This is a genomic window from Neptuniibacter sp. QD34_54, assembly GCF_047778055.1.
Taxonomy (GTDB): domain Bacteria; phylum Pseudomonadota; class Gammaproteobacteria; order Pseudomonadales; family Balneatricaceae; genus Neptuniibacter.
On record NZ_CP180546.1, the window covers coordinates 392,663 to 408,010 of the forward strand.

The 15,348-nt window shown below is 45.8% G+C and carries 7 protein-coding genes, 2 tRNA genes and 3 rRNA genes; 10 read left to right on the forward strand and 2 right to left on the reverse strand.

What is annotated here, in order from left to right; all coding sequences use genetic code 11:
• The first annotated feature begins 598 nt into the window (after positions 1-598).
• The 6 genes from ACMXYP_RS01740 to ACMXYP_RS01765 all read left to right on the forward strand — a co-directional run bounded on the left by ACMXYP_RS01740 (position 599) and on the right by ACMXYP_RS01765 (position 6,918).
• Positions 599-2,137: ribosomal RNA gene (locus ACMXYP_RS01740) — 16S ribosomal RNA — on the forward strand.
• Between the two features lie 68 nt (positions 2,138-2,205).
• Positions 2,206-2,282: transfer RNA gene (locus ACMXYP_RS01745), tRNA-Ile, on the forward strand.
• Positions 2,283-2,306: 24 nt separating this feature from the next.
• Positions 2,307-2,382 (forward strand) — tRNA-Ala (locus ACMXYP_RS01750).
• Between the two features lie 217 nt (positions 2,383-2,599).
• A 23S ribosomal RNA gene (locus ACMXYP_RS01755) occupies positions 2,600-5,486 on the forward strand.
• 142 nt (positions 5,487-5,628) lie between these two features.
• Positions 5,629-5,744, forward strand: a 5S ribosomal RNA gene (gene rrf, locus ACMXYP_RS01760).
• The 16S, 23S and 5S rRNA genes sit together here with 2 tRNA genes alongside, the layout of an rRNA operon.
• A gap of 370 nt (positions 5,745-6,114) precedes the next feature.
• Entirely contained in the window at positions 6,115-6,918 is an 804-nt protein-coding gene (locus ACMXYP_RS01765; RefSeq protein ID WP_415883296.1) for a substrate-binding periplasmic protein, read from the forward strand.
• A gap of 46 nt (positions 6,919-6,964) precedes the next feature.
• On the opposite strand, the gene ACMXYP_RS01770 is transcribed toward ACMXYP_RS01765, so the two are convergent.
• Complete coding sequence (locus tag ACMXYP_RS01770) at positions 6,965-8,935, reverse strand: methyl-accepting chemotaxis protein (protein WP_415883297.1); 1,971 nt, start codon at positions 8,933-8,935, stop codon at positions 6,965-6,967.
• A gap of 288 nt (positions 8,936-9,223) precedes the next feature.
• On the opposite strand from ACMXYP_RS01770, the gene carA reads away from it, so the two are divergent.
• From carA to greA, 3 genes are all read left to right on the forward strand, one after another.
• Positions 9,224-10,357: a glutamine-hydrolyzing carbamoyl-phosphate synthase small subunit gene (gene carA / locus ACMXYP_RS01775; protein ID WP_415883298.1), complete on the forward strand. Its 1,134-nt coding sequence runs from the start codon at positions 9,224-9,226 to the stop codon at positions 10,355-10,357.
• 101 nt (positions 10,358-10,458) lie between these two features.
• Entirely contained in the window at positions 10,459-13,668 is a 3,210-nt protein-coding gene (carB, locus tag ACMXYP_RS01780; RefSeq protein ID WP_415883299.1) for a carbamoyl-phosphate synthase large subunit, read from the forward strand.
• A gap of 2 nt (positions 13,669-13,670) precedes the next feature.
• Positions 13,671-14,147, forward strand: a complete 477-nt coding sequence (gene greA / locus ACMXYP_RS01785) for a transcription elongation factor GreA (protein ID WP_415883300.1) — start codon at positions 13,671-13,673, stop codon at positions 14,145-14,147.
• 71 nt (positions 14,148-14,218) lie between these two features.
• On the opposite strand, the gene ACMXYP_RS01790 is transcribed toward greA, so the two are convergent.
• On the reverse strand, positions 14,219-14,521 hold the full coding sequence (locus ACMXYP_RS01790; RefSeq protein WP_415883301.1) for a YhbY family RNA-binding protein: 303 nt from the start codon (positions 14,519-14,521) through the stop codon (positions 14,219-14,221).
• Between the two features lie 149 nt (positions 14,522-14,670).
• Here ACMXYP_RS01790 and rlmE point away from each other — a divergent pair, with 149 nt between their 5' ends.
• Positions 14,671-15,291, forward strand: coding sequence for a 23S rRNA (uridine(2552)-2'-O)-methyltransferase RlmE (gene rlmE, locus ACMXYP_RS01795; protein ID WP_415883302.1), 621 nt, complete (start codon positions 14,671-14,673; stop codon positions 15,289-15,291).
• Positions 15,292-15,348: the final 57 nt, after the last annotated feature.

The window sequence follows — 15,348 nt, forward strand, 5'->3', positions numbered from 1 at the left end:
GGAAACTGAAAGGCGCTTAAGCAATTTTGTAAGCGCCTTTCTTGTTTGTTGTATAAATAACAATCATGTCTGATCAATCCTTGATCGATTTGTGATGGTTTGTAAGTTTTTTACAACTTTTTGCACTTTTTTTAAGATTGGGTGTTGACCCTTTTTTAGATGTCTGTAGAATTCGCCGTCCTTGCTTAGGGAGGCCGCTTTTTAAGGGGCTGCAGAGCTGAGTGAGGTGCTTGGTAAGTGGTTGAAAACATTGGTTTTTAAGATTGCTTACGGAGCAGGATTCAAAGTCCGGTTGCTGAGTAAAAACTTTTTACAAAATTGCAAAATAAACGGTTGACTTTGAATGAGCGCAAAGTAGAATATGCGCCTCGCTTGAGACGAAACGCTGATTCAGCGGAGAGTCAAGAAAGCAACGCTCTTTAACAATTTGATCAGATAATTCGTGTGGGCGCTTGTTGAGAAGAAGCAAACTTTTTCTAGACAAGCAACCAAGTGAATTCATTTAAAGCGATTTACAAAGGTTTAACGTTCTTAAGAATGTTATCCGGTTGTTTAGTACTAGAGCCCGTTACCACATTCCTGGTAACACAAATGATTTAAACTGAAGAGTTTGATCATGGCTCAGATTGAACGCTGGCGGCAGGCCTAACACATGCAAGTCGAACGGTAACATGACTAGCTTGCTAGTTGATGACGAGTGGCGGACGGGTGAGTAACGCGTAGGAATCTACCCAGTAGCGGGGGATAAGCCAGAGAAATTTGGTCTAATACCGCATACGCCCTAAGGGGAAAGCAGGGGATCTTCGGACCTTGCACTATTGGATGAGCCTGCGTGAGATTAGCTAGTTGGTGAGGTAATGGCTCACCAAGGCGACGATCTCTAGCTGGTCTGAGAGGATGATCAGCCACACTGGAACTGAGACACGGTCCAGACTCCTACGGGAGGCAGCAGTGGGGAATATTGCACAATGGGCGCAAGCCTGATGCAGCCATGCCGCGTGTGTGAAGAAGGCCCTAGGGTTGTAAAGCACTTTCAGCAGTGAGGAAAGGTTAGTAGTTAATACCTGCTAGCTGTGACGTTAACTGCAGAAGAAGCACCGGCTAACTCCGTGCCAGCAGCCGCGGTAATACGGAGGGTGCGAGCGTTAATCGGAATTACTGGGCGTAAAGCGCGCGTAGGTGGATTGGTCAGTCAGATGTGAAAGCCCAGGGCTCAACCTTGGAACTGCACCTGATACTGCCAATCTAGAATACGGTAGAGGGTAGTGGAATTTCCTGTGTAGCGGTGAAATGCGTAGATATAGGAAGGAACACCAGTGGCGAAGGCGACTACCTGGACCGATATTGACACTGAGGTGCGAAAGCGTGGGGAGCAAACAGGATTAGATACCCTGGTAGTCCACGCCGTAAACGATGTCTACTAGCCGTTGGGAGACTTGATCTTTTAGTGGCGCAGCTAACGCGATAAGTAGACCGCCTGGGGAGTACGGCCGCAAGGTTAAAACTCAAATGAATTGACGGGGGCCCGCACAAGCGGTGGAGCATGTGGTTTAATTCGACGCAACGCGAAGAACCTTACCAACTCTTGACATCCAGAGAAGTTACTAGAGATAGTTTCGTGCCTTCGGGAACTCTGAGACAGGTGCTGCATGGCTGTCGTCAGCTCGTGTTGTGAAATGTTGGGTTAAGTCCCGTAACGAGCGCAACCCTTGTCCTTATTTGCCAGCACTTCGGGTGGGAACTCTAAGGAGACTGCCGGTGACAAACCGGAGGAAGGTGGGGACGACGTCAAGTCATCATGGCCCTTACGAGTTGGGCTACACACGTGCTACAATGGCCGGTACAGAGGGCCGCGAACCTGCGAGGGTAAGCTAATCTCAGAAAACCGGTCGTAGTCCGGATTGGAGTCTGCAACTCGACTCCATGAAGTCGGAATCGCTAGTAATCGCGAATCAGAATGTCGCGGTGAATACGTTCCCGGGCCTTGTACACACCGCCCGTCACACCATGGGAGTGGATTGCACCAGAAGTAGCTAGCTTAACCTTCGGGAGGGCGGTTACCACGGTGTGGTTCATGACTGGGGTGAAGTCGTAACAAGGTAGCCCTAGGGGAACCTGGGGCTGGATCACCTCCTTAAACGAAAGCCGATTCTCGGCAAGCGTTCACACGAATTATCTGATCAGAGAAGTTAAGAGCAACGGTGTAGGCTTGTAGCTCAGCTGGTTAGAGCGCACCCCTGATAAGGGTGAGGTCGGTGGTTCAAGTCCACTCAGGCCTACCAATCAATAGCCTTACTGTTTTTCTTGGGGCTATAGCTCAGCTGGGAGAGCGCCTGCTTTGCACGCAGGAGGTCTGCGGTTCGATCCCGCATAGCTCCACCATCATCCTTGCGGATGAGAAGGAAGAGTTTTAAAACATATTGTCGTTTAAGACATTATCTTTTAAAGCTTTTTTGCTTTAAACGCTCTTTAACAATTTGGATTTGATTCATTTGATTTAGATTTAAGACATGTAGTTTTACTGCATGCGCCAATTCGGCGAAATCTATCGTTACTAGCAATACAAGTTACTGTGATTCCAGACGCCTTCGGGTTATATGGTCAAGTGACTAAGCGTGCACGGTGGATGCCTTGGCAGTCAGAGGCGATGAAGGACGTTGTAACCTGCGATAAGGTTCGGGGAGGTGGTAAACAACCTTTGATCCGGACATTTCCGAATGGGGAAACCCACCTATTTATAGGTATCTTTTAACTGAATACATAGGTTATTAGAGGCGAACCTGGGGAACTGAAACATCTAAGTACCCAGAGGAAAAGAAATCAACCGAGATTCCCTAAGTAGCGGCGAGCGAACGGGGACTAGCCCTTAAGCTTTATTAGATTTAACAGAACACTCTGGAAAGTGTGGCCATAGTGGGTGATAGCCCCGTATGTGAAAGGTCTTTTAAAGTGAAATCGAGTAGGACGGCACACGTGAAACGCTGTCTGAATATGGGGGGACCATCCTCCAAGGCTAAATACTCCTGACTGACCGATAGTGAACCAGTACCGTGAGGGAAAGGCGAAAAGAACCCCTGTGAGGGGAGTGAAATAGACCCTGAAACCGTGTACGTACAAGCAGTGGGAGCCGTTTTCGGACGGTGACTGCGTACCTTTTGTATAATGGGTCAGCGACTTACTTTTAGTGGCAAGGTTAAGCATTTGCGGAGCCGTAGGGAAACCGAGTCTTAATAGGGCGTCCAGTCGCTAGGAGTAGACCCGAAACCGAGTGATCTATCCATGGGCAGGTTGAAGATGCAGTAACATGCATTGGAGGACCGAACCGACTGTCGTTGAAAAGCCAGCGGATGACTTGTGGATAGGAGTGAAAGGCTAATCAAACTCGGAGATAGCTGGTTCTCCTCGAAAACTATTTAGGTAGTGCCTCGTGTCTAACCATGGGGGTAGAGCACTGTTTCGGCTAGGGGGTCATCCCGACTTACCAACCCGATGCAAACTCCGAATACCCATGAGTTCAATCACGGGAGACACACGGCGGGTGCTAACGTCCGTCGTGGAAAGGGAAACAACCCAGACCGTCAGCTAAGGTCCCAAAGTTTATGCTAAGTGGGAAACGATGTGGGAAGGCTTAGACAGCTAGGAGGTTGGCTTAGAAGCAGCCACCCTTTAAAGAAAGCGTAATAGCTCACTAGTCGAGTCGGCCCGCGCGGAAGATATAACGGGGCTAAGCATAACACCGAAGCTACGGATGCACTTTGTGCATGGTAGAGGAGCGTTCTGTAAGCTGTTGAAGCGGAAGCTGTAAGGCACCGTGGAGGTATCAGAAGTGCGAATGCTGACATGAGTAACGATAAGGGAGGTGAAAACCCTCCCCGCCGGAAGACCAAGGGTTCCTATCCAACGCTATTCGAGGTAGGGTGAGTCGGCCCCTAAGGAGAGGCTGAAGAGCGTATCCGATGGGAAACAGGTTAATATTCCTGTACTGCTCATAACTGCGATGGGGGGACGGAGAAGGCTAGGCTAGCGCGGCGTTGGTTGTCCGCGTTTAAGATAGTAGGTTTAGAGCTTAGGTAAATCCGGGCTCTTTTAAGACCGAGAATCGATGACGAGGTCCTTTATGGACTGAAGTAGTTGATGCCATGCTTCCAGGAAAATCCTCTAAGCTTCAGGTTATGACTAACCGTACCCTAAACCGACACAGGTGGTCAGGTAGAGAATACTAAGGCGTATGAGAAAACTCGGGTGAAGGAACTAGGCAAAATGGCACCGTAACTTCGGGAGAAGGTGCGCCGGTTTTGGTGATGGGACTTGCTCCCTAAGCTGAGGCCGGTCGAAGATACCAGGTGGCTGCGACTGTTTATTAAAAACATAGCACTCTGCAAACTCGAAAGAGGACGTATAGGGTGTGACGCCTGCCCGGTGCCGGAAGGTTAATTGATGGGGTTAGCGCTTGCGCGAAGCTCTTGATCGAAGCCCCGGTAAACGGCGGCCGTAACTATAACGGTCCTAAGGTAGCGAAATTCCTTGTCGGGTAAGTTCCGACCTGCACGAATGGCGTAACGATGGCCACACTGTCTCCACCCGAGACTCAGTGAAATTGAAATAGCTGTTAAGATGCAGTTTACCCGCGGCTAGACGGAAAGACCCCGTGAACCTTTACTACAGCTTCACAGTGGACTTTGACATTACTTGTGTAGAATAGCTGGGAGGCTTTGAAACCCTGTCGCCAGATAGGGTGGAGCCACCTTTGAAATACCAGCCTGGTAATGTTGAGGTTCTAACCCAGTTCCCTAAGCGGGATCGGGGACATTGTGTGGTGGGTAGTTTGACTGGGGCGGTCTCCTCCCAAAGAGTAACGGAGGAGCACGAAGGTACCCTCAGCATGGTCGGAAATCATGCAATGAGCGCAAGAGTAGAAGGGTGCTTGACTGCGAGACAGACACGTCGAGCAGGTACGAAAGTAGGTTCTAGTGATCCGGTGGTTCTGTATGGAAGGGCCATCGCTCAACGGATAAAAGGTACTCCGGGGATAACAGGCTGATACCGCCCAAGAGTTCACATCGACGGCGGTGTTTGGCACCTCGATGTCGGCTCATCACATCCTGGGGCTGAAGCCGGTCCCAAGGGTATGGCTGTTCGCCATTTAAAGTGGTACGCGAGCTGGGTTTAGAACGTCGTGAGACAGTTCGGTCCCTATCTGCCGTGGGCGTTTGAGATTTGAGAAGAGTTGCTCCTAGTACGAGAGGACCGGAGTGAACGAACCTCTGGTGTACCGGTTGTGATGCCAATTGCATTGCCGGGTAGCTACGTTCGGACGGGATAACCGCTGAAAGCATCTAAGCGGGAAGCCTCCTTCAAGATGAGATCTCACTGGGAACTTGATTCCCCTAAAGGGCCGTTGAAGACTACGACGTTGATAGGTTGGGTGTGGAAGCGCTGTGAGGCGTTGAGCTAACCAATACTAATTGCCCGTGAGGCTTGACCATATAACGCCCAAGGCGTTTGGCAAGTGACTTGTAAGATACGTAAGACGATAGAGAGTAACGAATTAGCGCGTAGTTAAGCTACAGTCGATAAACTATCTAGATCAAATAAAAGAAGAATCAGATCTAAGTTGTAACAGTTTTGCTTGGCGACCATAGAGTTGTGGAACCACCTGAATCCATCCCGAACTCAGACGTGAAACGCAACATCGCCGATGGTAGTGTGGGGCTTCCCCATGTGAGAGTAGGTCATCGCCAAGCATTTAATTAAGAGAAAACCCCGGTCACACTGTGATCGGGGTTTTTTCGTTGTGGGTTATAAAATACGGTTAAGAGCGGATAGGCGCTGCTTAGAGCGGATAAAAACGGGTAAAAGCAGATAAGCCCGTCAGGATGAGTTGTCTTAATTAAACCTAATATTAAACTGAATGCTGTCCTTAGCTGTCCTTAGCTGTCCTTAGCTGTCCTTAGCTGTCCTTAGCTGTCCTTAGCTGTCCTTAGCTGTCCTTAGCTGTCCTTAGCTGTCCTTAGCAATCTAGATACCCACAACTCAATAAACTTGCTGCTTATTTGTCCTTGTATCTATACTGCTTCTGAGGATTCGGTCTTACAGAGGCGAAAGGTGCTGGTGATGAAGAGCGTTAAGTTCTACTTTAAGTTTTGTTTTATATCATTAATGGCGGTTATCTCTGCTTCTTTGCATGCAGAAGAGTGTAAGGTTTTAACAGCGACAGGGAATTCAGAATATCCACCTTATCTTTGGCGTGCTGATGATGGCACTACCGATCTGTTAGGTGCTAATCGTTTGATAATGGATGAGCTAGGTAAGCGCTTGGGTGTTGATATTCAACTTCAGGATGTCGGTTCATGGGCCAGAGCGCAGGATATGCTTCGCTCCGGAAGGATTGATTTGATGGCTGGGGCTTTTTATACGATCCCTCGGAACCAGTATATGGATTATGTTTATCCAGCTTTCCTCAATACAAAGAGTGTTGTTTGGAGGCGTAAAGGGTCTGGCCTTGTATACGATAAGCGAGAAGACCTTATTGGAAGGTCGGGTGTAACTGTAATAAACAATAGTTTTGGTCAAGAGTTTGATGAGTACGCCAAGGCTAATTTGAATTTGCAGTATGTTGCATCGCTAAAGCAGGCGTTTCTTATGATTAAGCGGTCAAGAGCTGACTACGCGTTGTATGAGCAGAACCCAGGATTGGCTTATGCTGACTTGCTTGGCTATAAATCAGATCTTGAAGTGCTAGACCCAGCTATTAGTAGTGAGGGTTTATATCTTACTGTATCACATAAATCCAAATGCAACACAGGTGCTTTAAGAGGGATGTTAGCTAAAGCAATAAGGGACATGGAGACAGATGGTTTTATGGTTAATGCTTTAACAGTAAGTCTTAAAAACTGGAATGAGTTTTCTGCAAAGTAGTTTGATTAATCGTAAAAAGCCCGGCATAAGCCGGGCTTTTTATTTGTTAATGTAGTCTTGAAATTACTGCGGTTAATTGTTCGCTTGCAAATGATAGCTGCTCAGCTTGTTGTTTGTTTGTTTCAGCTGCAGATTTTGTGTATTGGCTTAATGTATTGGTTGTCTCAATTGTATCTGCTATTTCTGAGGTCACAGAGGTTTGCTCTTCTGTTGACGATGCGATTAAAACACTCATATCGTTAATTTCACTGATTGAGTTTCTAATGATTTTAATTGCTTCTTGAGCGTCTTTTGCAAGATTTACAGTGTCGGTTGCAGCTCTTTGTTGGATACCCATCTTCTCAACAGTTTGCTCGGTCGTTTGATTTAAACGGGTTGTGATTCTTTGAATTTCATCTGCTGATTTTGCGGTGTTTGCTGCAAGGTTTCTCACTTCGTCTGCTACTACAGCAAACCCGCGACCTGTTTCCCCTGCTCGAGCTGCTTCGATTGCTGCGTTTAAGGCCAATAAGTTGGTTTGTTCTGCGAAGCCTTGTATTACACCGAGTACATTTTGTATAGCAATAGAATCTTCTTGTAACGCGTTCAGTGATTCTGATGTTGCTGCAATTTCATTGTTTAACTTATCTATATGATCACCCGTAGCTTTAATTTGTTCATAACCTTTATTTGCAAGTTGCGAGGCTTCTAGTGTTGCTGAGCTGCTTTGTGTTGCTCTCGCTGCTACTTCAGTAAATGAGCTGTTTAGCTGTGTAATTTGTACTACAGCATTTTCAGTGGCTGCTTGTTGCTGTTGCACTGTGTTTTCTAGCTGTGTTGCTTCTGTTATGGCGCTGTTTTGGAGTTGTCTTAAATTGTTGGTTTCCTGCTGGATATCCATAAGGAATTTTTTGAAGAAGCATTGCAGTCTGTCTATAGCGCTATTGAGTGTTTCGGCTTCGGTTAGTCTTGAATTTATTTGGATGTTGCTGCTAAATTTTCCATGTGACAGTTGATCTATATATTCCGTTGTTGCGATCAGGATGCTACCTAATTTACGCAGTAATATGTTCATGGATATGCCAGTTGCAATAATCAGAACGGTACATATTGTCATGATTAGATATACCGAAAACTGAATATCCTCATATCTATCTGCGATAGTGCTGGCGATGCTTGCCACTGAGTGCTCTAAATTAGCCACATTTTTTTGTGCAGCAGAGCTTGATTTATTTTTTTGTTGACTGAACTTTTTCGCATTTTGAAGTTCTTTGGGGTAGCGATTAACAAGATCTTTAATGTTTGCTATAGGTTCATCGCCAATCTCTTCTTTGTCGTTATCGCTCGCAATTTCAATTGCAAGGCCTAGTAAAGAGGAGAGGTCATCTTCATCTTCTGCTTCTTTGAATATGCCGAGTCGATCAAGCTTACTAATTGCTTCTGCGTCTTTCTTAAGTTCAGATAGGATAAATTGAATCTGTTGTAGGCTCTCGTTTTTGTTTTTTTCAAAGTAGCTTTGGCGGCTGTGGCTGAGTAGAGCAGTGTTTTTTTGCAGGCTAAATAGTAAATCTACATAACTATTCTTGATATGGTTTTGATCGTAACTTGCTTTGTCTGCATATTCTTTGACGGATTGTATGGCGTCGTTTAATTCTCTTTCATTATGTATGAGTAATACTTCTGGTTGTGCAAGTTTGCCGGCGGCGCGCATTTCGGTGAGAGTTTTATCCTTTATGTTCTTTAATTGACCTAGAACGCCAGCTTGTATCTCTTCTGGTAAGTTTCTTTGTGTGCTTTCTGAAAGGGCTTCAAGATTCTTTTCTAGTGTCGTTAGTAATGTCGCATCCCCTGTAATCAAATACTTTGAGACAGGCTGTTCTAGCTTTATGTAGATTTCATTAATGTAGCCATGATAGTTGTCTTTCATTTTGAAGGCGGAATCTAGGCGTTCTAAGGACCAAAAAATAGCGGTAGCCAATAAAATTACGATTAGGGCTAATGTTATGCTCGCAATGCGTGTAATTGTCGAAATCTTCATAAGAGGCCTTATGTTTATGAGAGCGGTGTTTGATACAGTTTCTTGCAGTGCTTTTTACTTCAATAATGTGACAGATGTGTTAATTGACCGTTTGTTACATAACTCTTTTTATTGAGTGTGATGGACAGATTGGCGAATTTGGCATAGAATGCAGTCGTTTTGCCTAAGGCAAAATTTACACACAGGTTTCTAAAACAAAAAAGCGAGGTTAACTTCAGGTTTTACCTCGCTTTTTTGCACGTATCGTTTCTGATTTTTGTTGTTGCGCATTTACGCGGGGAGGTTCAATTGGCGAGACCAGCCATTCTTGCTCTTGAAGACGGAAGCATTTTTAAGGGCGTAGCCATTGGCGCAGACGGTCTGTCTAGCGGCGAGGTTGTATTTAATACCTCTATGACGGGTTACCAGGAGATCCTAACGGATCCATCATACTGCCGTCAGATTGTTACCCTGACATATCCACATATTGGTAATACTGGCACCAATACGGAAGATGAAGAATCTTCTCGCACGTGGGCTGCTGGTTTAGTCATTCGTGACCTTCCATTGGTTGCGAGTAACTTCCGTAATGAAAAGAACCTTGATGATTATCTTAAGGATAACAATATCGTTGGTATCGCTGATATTGATACACGACGTTTAACACGCATTTTGCGTGAAAAGGGTTCTCTTAACGGTTGCATCATGGCCGGTGATATTGATGAAGCTAAAGCGCTAGCAGAAGCTAAATCGTTCCCAGGTCTAAAAGGTATGGATCTTGCTCAAGTTGTTACAACTGAAGAGACATACGAGTGGACTTCTTCTACTTGGAAGCTAGGCCAAGGCCATGAAGATAAAACTGCAGCAGATCAAGAGTTTCATGTTGTTGCATATGACTACGGTGTGAAACGCAATATTTTGCGCATGTTGGTTGAACGCGGTTGCCGCCTAACGGTTGTTCCTGCAAAAACACCAGCTGCAGAAGTGCTTGCGATGAATCCAGATGGCGTATTCCTATCTAATGGCCCTGGTGATCCAGAACCATGTGATTACGCAATTGCTGCAATTGAAGAGATCTGCAAAACAGATCTACCTGTATTTGGTATCTGCTTGGGCCATCAGCTACTAGCGTTGGCTTCTGGTGCTAAGACAGTAAAAATGAAGTTTGGTCACCACGGTGCTAACCACCCAGTTCAAGATTTGGATGGCAAGCAAGTGATGATTACCTCTCAAAACCACGGTTTTGCTGTTGACGAAGATGCGCTTCCAGAAAATGTGCGTGCTACGCATAAGTCTCTGTTTGATGGCTCTTTGCAGGGTATTGAGAGAACAGATCGTGCGGCATTTAGTTTCCAGGGCCACCCTGAAGCTAGCCCAGGCCCACACGATGTAGCGCCTCTATTTGATCGCTTCATCGAAGATATGAAGGCTGCGAAAGCTTAATCGCAGTTCGGCCTGAGTTTACAGGCTTTTGAAACGATACAAGGCAGGTGTGAATTAGCCGCCTGCCGCAGTTATTAACTGATACGACTGGTTTATTACCGATGCCAAAACGTACGGACTTAAAAAGTATTTTGATTCTTGGTGCTGGCCCGATTGTTATCGGTCAGGCATGTGAATTCGACTATTCTGGCGCACAAGCTTGTAAAGCTTTGCGTGAAGAAGGTTACCGCGTCATTCTGGTTAACTCTAATCCTGCAACCATTATGACTGATCCAGCGATGGCTGACTCAACTTACATTGAGCCAATCAACTGGAAGACAGTAGAAAAGATTATCGCCAAAGAAAAGCCTGATGCACTTCTACCTACAATGGGTGGTCAGACTGCATTAAACTGTGCTTTGGATCTTGAGCGTGAAGGCGTTCTTGAAAAACATGGCGTTGAGATGATCGGTGCCAACGCTGACACTATCGATAAAGCGGAAGACCGTGATCGTTTCGATAAGGCGATGAAAGCAATTGGCCTTGAATGCCCACGTGCTGCAATTGCTCACAGTATGGAAGAAGCGTTGCAGGTTCAAGCGCAGCTAGGCTTCCCATGTATCATTCGCCCTTCTTTCACTATGGGTGGTACCGGTGGTGGTATTGCGTATAACAAAGAAGAGTTTATCGAGATCTGTGAGCGTGGTCTGGATCTTTCTCCAACGACTGAGTTGTTGATCGACGAATCTTTGATCGGTTGGAAAGAGTACGAGATGGAAGTTGTTCGTGATAAAAACGACAACTGCATCATCGTTTGCGCGATCGAGAACTTCGATGCAATGGGTGTTCACACAGGTGATTCTATCACTGTTGCACCAGCGCAAACGCTTACAGATAAAGAATATCAGATCATGCGTAATGCCTCTTTGGCAGTACTGCGTGAAATCGGCGTAGAAACTGGCGGTTCTAACGTACAGTTTGGTGTAAACCCGAAAGATGGCCGTATGGTAGTAATCGAGATGAACCCTCGTGTATCTCGTTCTTCCGCTTTGGCATCTAAAGCGACAGGCTTCCCAATTGCTAAAGTAGCTGCGAAGCTAGCAATTGGTTACACACTAGATGAGCTACAAAACGATATCACTGGCGGTGCTACGCCAGCGTCTTTCGAGCCATCTATTGACTACGTTGTTACTAAGATCCCTCGTTTTACTTTCGAGAAATTCCCGCAGGCAAATGATCGTCTAACAACTCAGATGAAGTCTGTTGGTGAGGTTATGGCGATTGGCCGTACTCAGCAGGAATCTCTTCAGAAAGCGCTTCGTGGTCTAGAGGTTGGTGCGACTGGTTTCGACCCAATCATCGACATTACTAGCGAAGATGCGCGTTCTACGATCGTACGTGAGATGAAAGAGCCGGGTGCTGAGCGTATCTGGTACCTAGGCGATGCATTTCGTATGGGTATGAGCGTTGAAGAACTATACGAGATCAGCGGTATTGATCCTTGGTTCTTGGTTCAAGTAGAAGACATTATCAAAGATGAGCAGCGCGTATCTGAGATGGCAATGTCCGATCTTGATAAAGATGCTGTGTTCCGTCTTAAGCGTAAAGGTTTCTCTGATGAGCGTTTAGCGACTCTTCTTGGTGTATCTGAGAAACAGTTCCGTAAGCATCGTCACAACCTAGATGTGCGTCCAGTTTATAAACGCGTTGATACCTGTGCGGCAGAATTCGCATCTGATACAGCTTACATGTACTCCTCTTATGAAGAAGAGTGTGAAGCGAATCCTTCTGACCGTGACAAGATCATGGTTATTGGTGGTGGTCCAAACCGTATCGGTCAAGGTATTGAGTTTGACTACTGCTGTGTACACGCAGCACTTGCAGCGCGTGATGACGGTTTCGAAACAATCATGGTTAACTGTAACCCTGAGACTGTTTCTACTGACTACGATACTTCTGATCGTCTGTTCTTCGAGCCAATCACACTTGAAGATGTGCTTGAAATCGTAAATGTTGAGAAGCCAAAAGGTGTTATCGTTCAGTACGGTGGTCAGACGCCACTGAAACTGGCTGTTGCACTTGAGCAGGCTGGCGTACCAATTATCGGTACTTCTCCAGAAGCGATTGACCGTGCAGAAGACCGTGAACAGTTCCAGCAAATGCTGAAGCGCCTTGGTCTTAAGCAGCCAGAAAACGCGACTGTACGTTCTCTAGAAGAAGCGATCATCGAAGCTGACAAGCTTGGTTACCCGCTCGTTGTTCGTCCATCTTATGTGCTAGGTGGTCGTGCAATGGAGATCGTTTACAAAGAGGAAGAGCTGCGCCGCTACATGAATACTGCGGTACAAGTATCTAACGACGCGCCAGTATTGTTGGATCACTTCCTAAATGCAGCGGTTGAAGTTGATATTGATGCAGTTTGCGACGGTAAGGATGTAGTTATCGGTGCAATCATGCAGCACATCGAGCAAGCGGGTGTCCACTCTGGTGACTCTGCATGTTCATTCCCTCCGTATAGTCTTGCTGATGATGTTCAAGATGAAATGCGTGAGATGGTACGTAAAATGGCGTTGGAGCTAGGTGTGGTTGGCCTAATGAATACCCAGCTTGCATATCAGGATGGTGAAATTTACGTGATCGAGGTTAACCCTCGTGCATCCCGTACTGTACCGTTTGTTTCTAAGTGTATCGGTGTTTCTCTAGCGAAAATCGGTGCGCAGGTAATGACTGGTAAGACTCTAGCTGAACTTGGCTTCACTAAAGAGATCGTGCCAACATTGTTCAACGTGAAAGAAGCTGTATTCCCGTTCAACAAGTTCCAAGGTGTTGACCCAATTCTATCCCCAGAGATGAAATCTACTGGTGAAGTAATGGGTGTTGGCGCTACCTTCGGTGAAGCGTTTATGAAGGCGCAGATCGGTGCGGGTGAAACTATGCCGCAAGCAGGTAAAGCGTTCATCTCTGTACGTGAAGTTGATAAAGATGCTTCCATGCAGATTGCTAAGGATCTGGTTGAGCTAGGCTTCTCTCTAGTGGCTACTCGTGGTACTGCTAAGCTAATGGCTGAGCAAGGCCTTGAGGTTGAAGTTGTAAACAAAGTGATGGAAGGTCGTCCAAACATTGTTGATATGATCAAGAATGATGAGATTGCTTACATTGTGAATACAACTGAAGGCCGTAAAGCGATCGAAGATTCAGCTGATATTCGTCGTAGTGCTCTACAGCATAAAGTGCCATATACCACTACGTTGGCAGGTGCTGAAGCGATTACTATGGCGCTACAGTACGGCGAAGAGAAAGACGTTCGTCGCGTTCAGGATATAGGAGCATAATTGTGAATCGTGTACCTATGACTGCAGCAGGTGAGAAAGCGCTTCGAGAAGAGCTTGATCAACTGAAAACTGTAGATCGTCCACGGGTAATTGCTGATATTGCAGAAGCGCGTGAACACGGTGACTTGAAGGAAAACGCTGAATACCATGCTGCTCGCGAGCAGCAGGGTTTCATCGAGGGTCGTATTCAGGAGCTGGAAGCTAAGCTGTCTAACTGTCAAGTAATTGATGTAACAGCTATTCCACACTCTGGTAAGGTTATCTTCGGTACTACAGTAACCATCATTAACTTAGATACAGATGAGTCTAAAACTTATCAGATCGTAGGTGATGATGAAGCTGATATCAAAGCGAACAAAATCTCAGTTAACTCGCCGATTGCTCGTGGCCTAGTAGGCAAAGAGGAAGGTGATATCGTAAATATTCAGACGCCGGGTGGCGCTACTGAATATGAGATTGATGAGGTTGCTCATATCTGAGCAGACTAAAAAAGGGTGCCTAGGCACCCTTTTTTGTATTTATGCTGTTTTAATAGCTTGCTCAGTAGATATTAACGTAACAAGTTAGATAGTTTTGGGTTTGGCTCAAGCGCTCTACGGTAAATTAGCGCAATGTGACCAATCTCTTGCACGATCTCAGCTTCAACGATTTCGCATAGTTCGCGAATCAGTTGTTTTTTAACGTCGCGATCACCAACAGCAAACTTTACCTTGATCAGTTCGTGATCTTCTAAAGCGCGATCGACTTCAAGTTGAATAGCTTCAGTTAGGCCTTTTCCTGCTACAGTTACTAGAGGATTAAGTTTGTGGCCTATAGTGCGGTAATGCTTCTTTTGCTCAGTGCTCAAGCTCATATTAAAATACGGTGCCTCAAAGTTTAGCTGGGCGTTTATTGCGAATATTATCTAATACCCTAGTCCAGCATATTTAATTAATTATATTTTACCTGAGTTATGCGGTTCTGAGTAGCGCATGGCTCATTCAATCAAGAGAGTGAAACGAAGTGGCGAAAGCATCAAGTAGTGAACGTTGGTTAAAAGAACACTTTGATGATCATTGGGTGAAAAAATCCAAAGAGCTCGGTTATAGATCGCGTGCTAGTTTTAAGCTGATTGAATTAGATGAAAAAGATAAGCTGCTTAAGCAGGGAATGACGGTTGTGGATTTAGGTGCGGCCCCTGGCGGTTGGTCTCAAGTGGCTGCGGAGCGCGTTGGTGATCATGGTCGAGTGGTGGCATCAGATATTCTGCCGATGGACAGTATGGCGGGTGTGGAGTTCGTTCAAGGTGACTTTACTGAGGAAGAAGTGCTGCATAAAATCCTAAATGCATTAGGAGATGAGCCAGCAGACCTTGTAATTTCAGATATGGCCCCCAATATGAGTGGTATGTCTGCTGTTGATCAGCCGGCAGCAATGTATTTGGTTGAGCTTGCTTTGGATATGGCGCGCGAGGTGTTGAAGCCTGGCGGTACGTTTGTCGCTAAAGTATTCCAAGGTGAGGGTTTTGATCAATATTTAAAAGATATGCGTACAAGTTTTGACAAAGTGGTTACGCGTAAGCCTGATTCTTCTCGAGCTCGTTCCCGTGAAGTCTACCTTTTAGGTAAAGGTTTTAAAGGTTAATTAGTGTTTTAGTAGTCAATCGTGGCTGCATAGTATAGTGTTTAGCGTTTTCTATAA

What these genes read in the sequence shown, in the direction of transcription:
- ACMXYP_RS01765 (WP_415883296.1), top strand. Translation starts at nt 6,115, where the DNA reads ATGAAGAGCGTTAAGTTCTACTTTAAGTTTTGTTTTATATCATTAATG.
- ACMXYP_RS01770 (WP_415883297.1), bottom strand. Translation starts at nt 8,935, where the DNA reads ATGAAGATTTCGACAATTACACGCATTGCGAGCATAACATTAGCCCTA.
- ACMXYP_RS01790 (WP_415883301.1), bottom strand. Translation starts at nt 14,521, where the DNA reads ATGAGCTTGAGCACTGAGCAAAAGAAGCATTACCGCACTATAGGCCAC.
- carB (WP_415883299.1), top strand. Translation starts at nt 10,459, where the DNA reads ATGCCAAAACGTACGGACTTAAAAAGTATTTTGATTCTTGGTGCTGGC.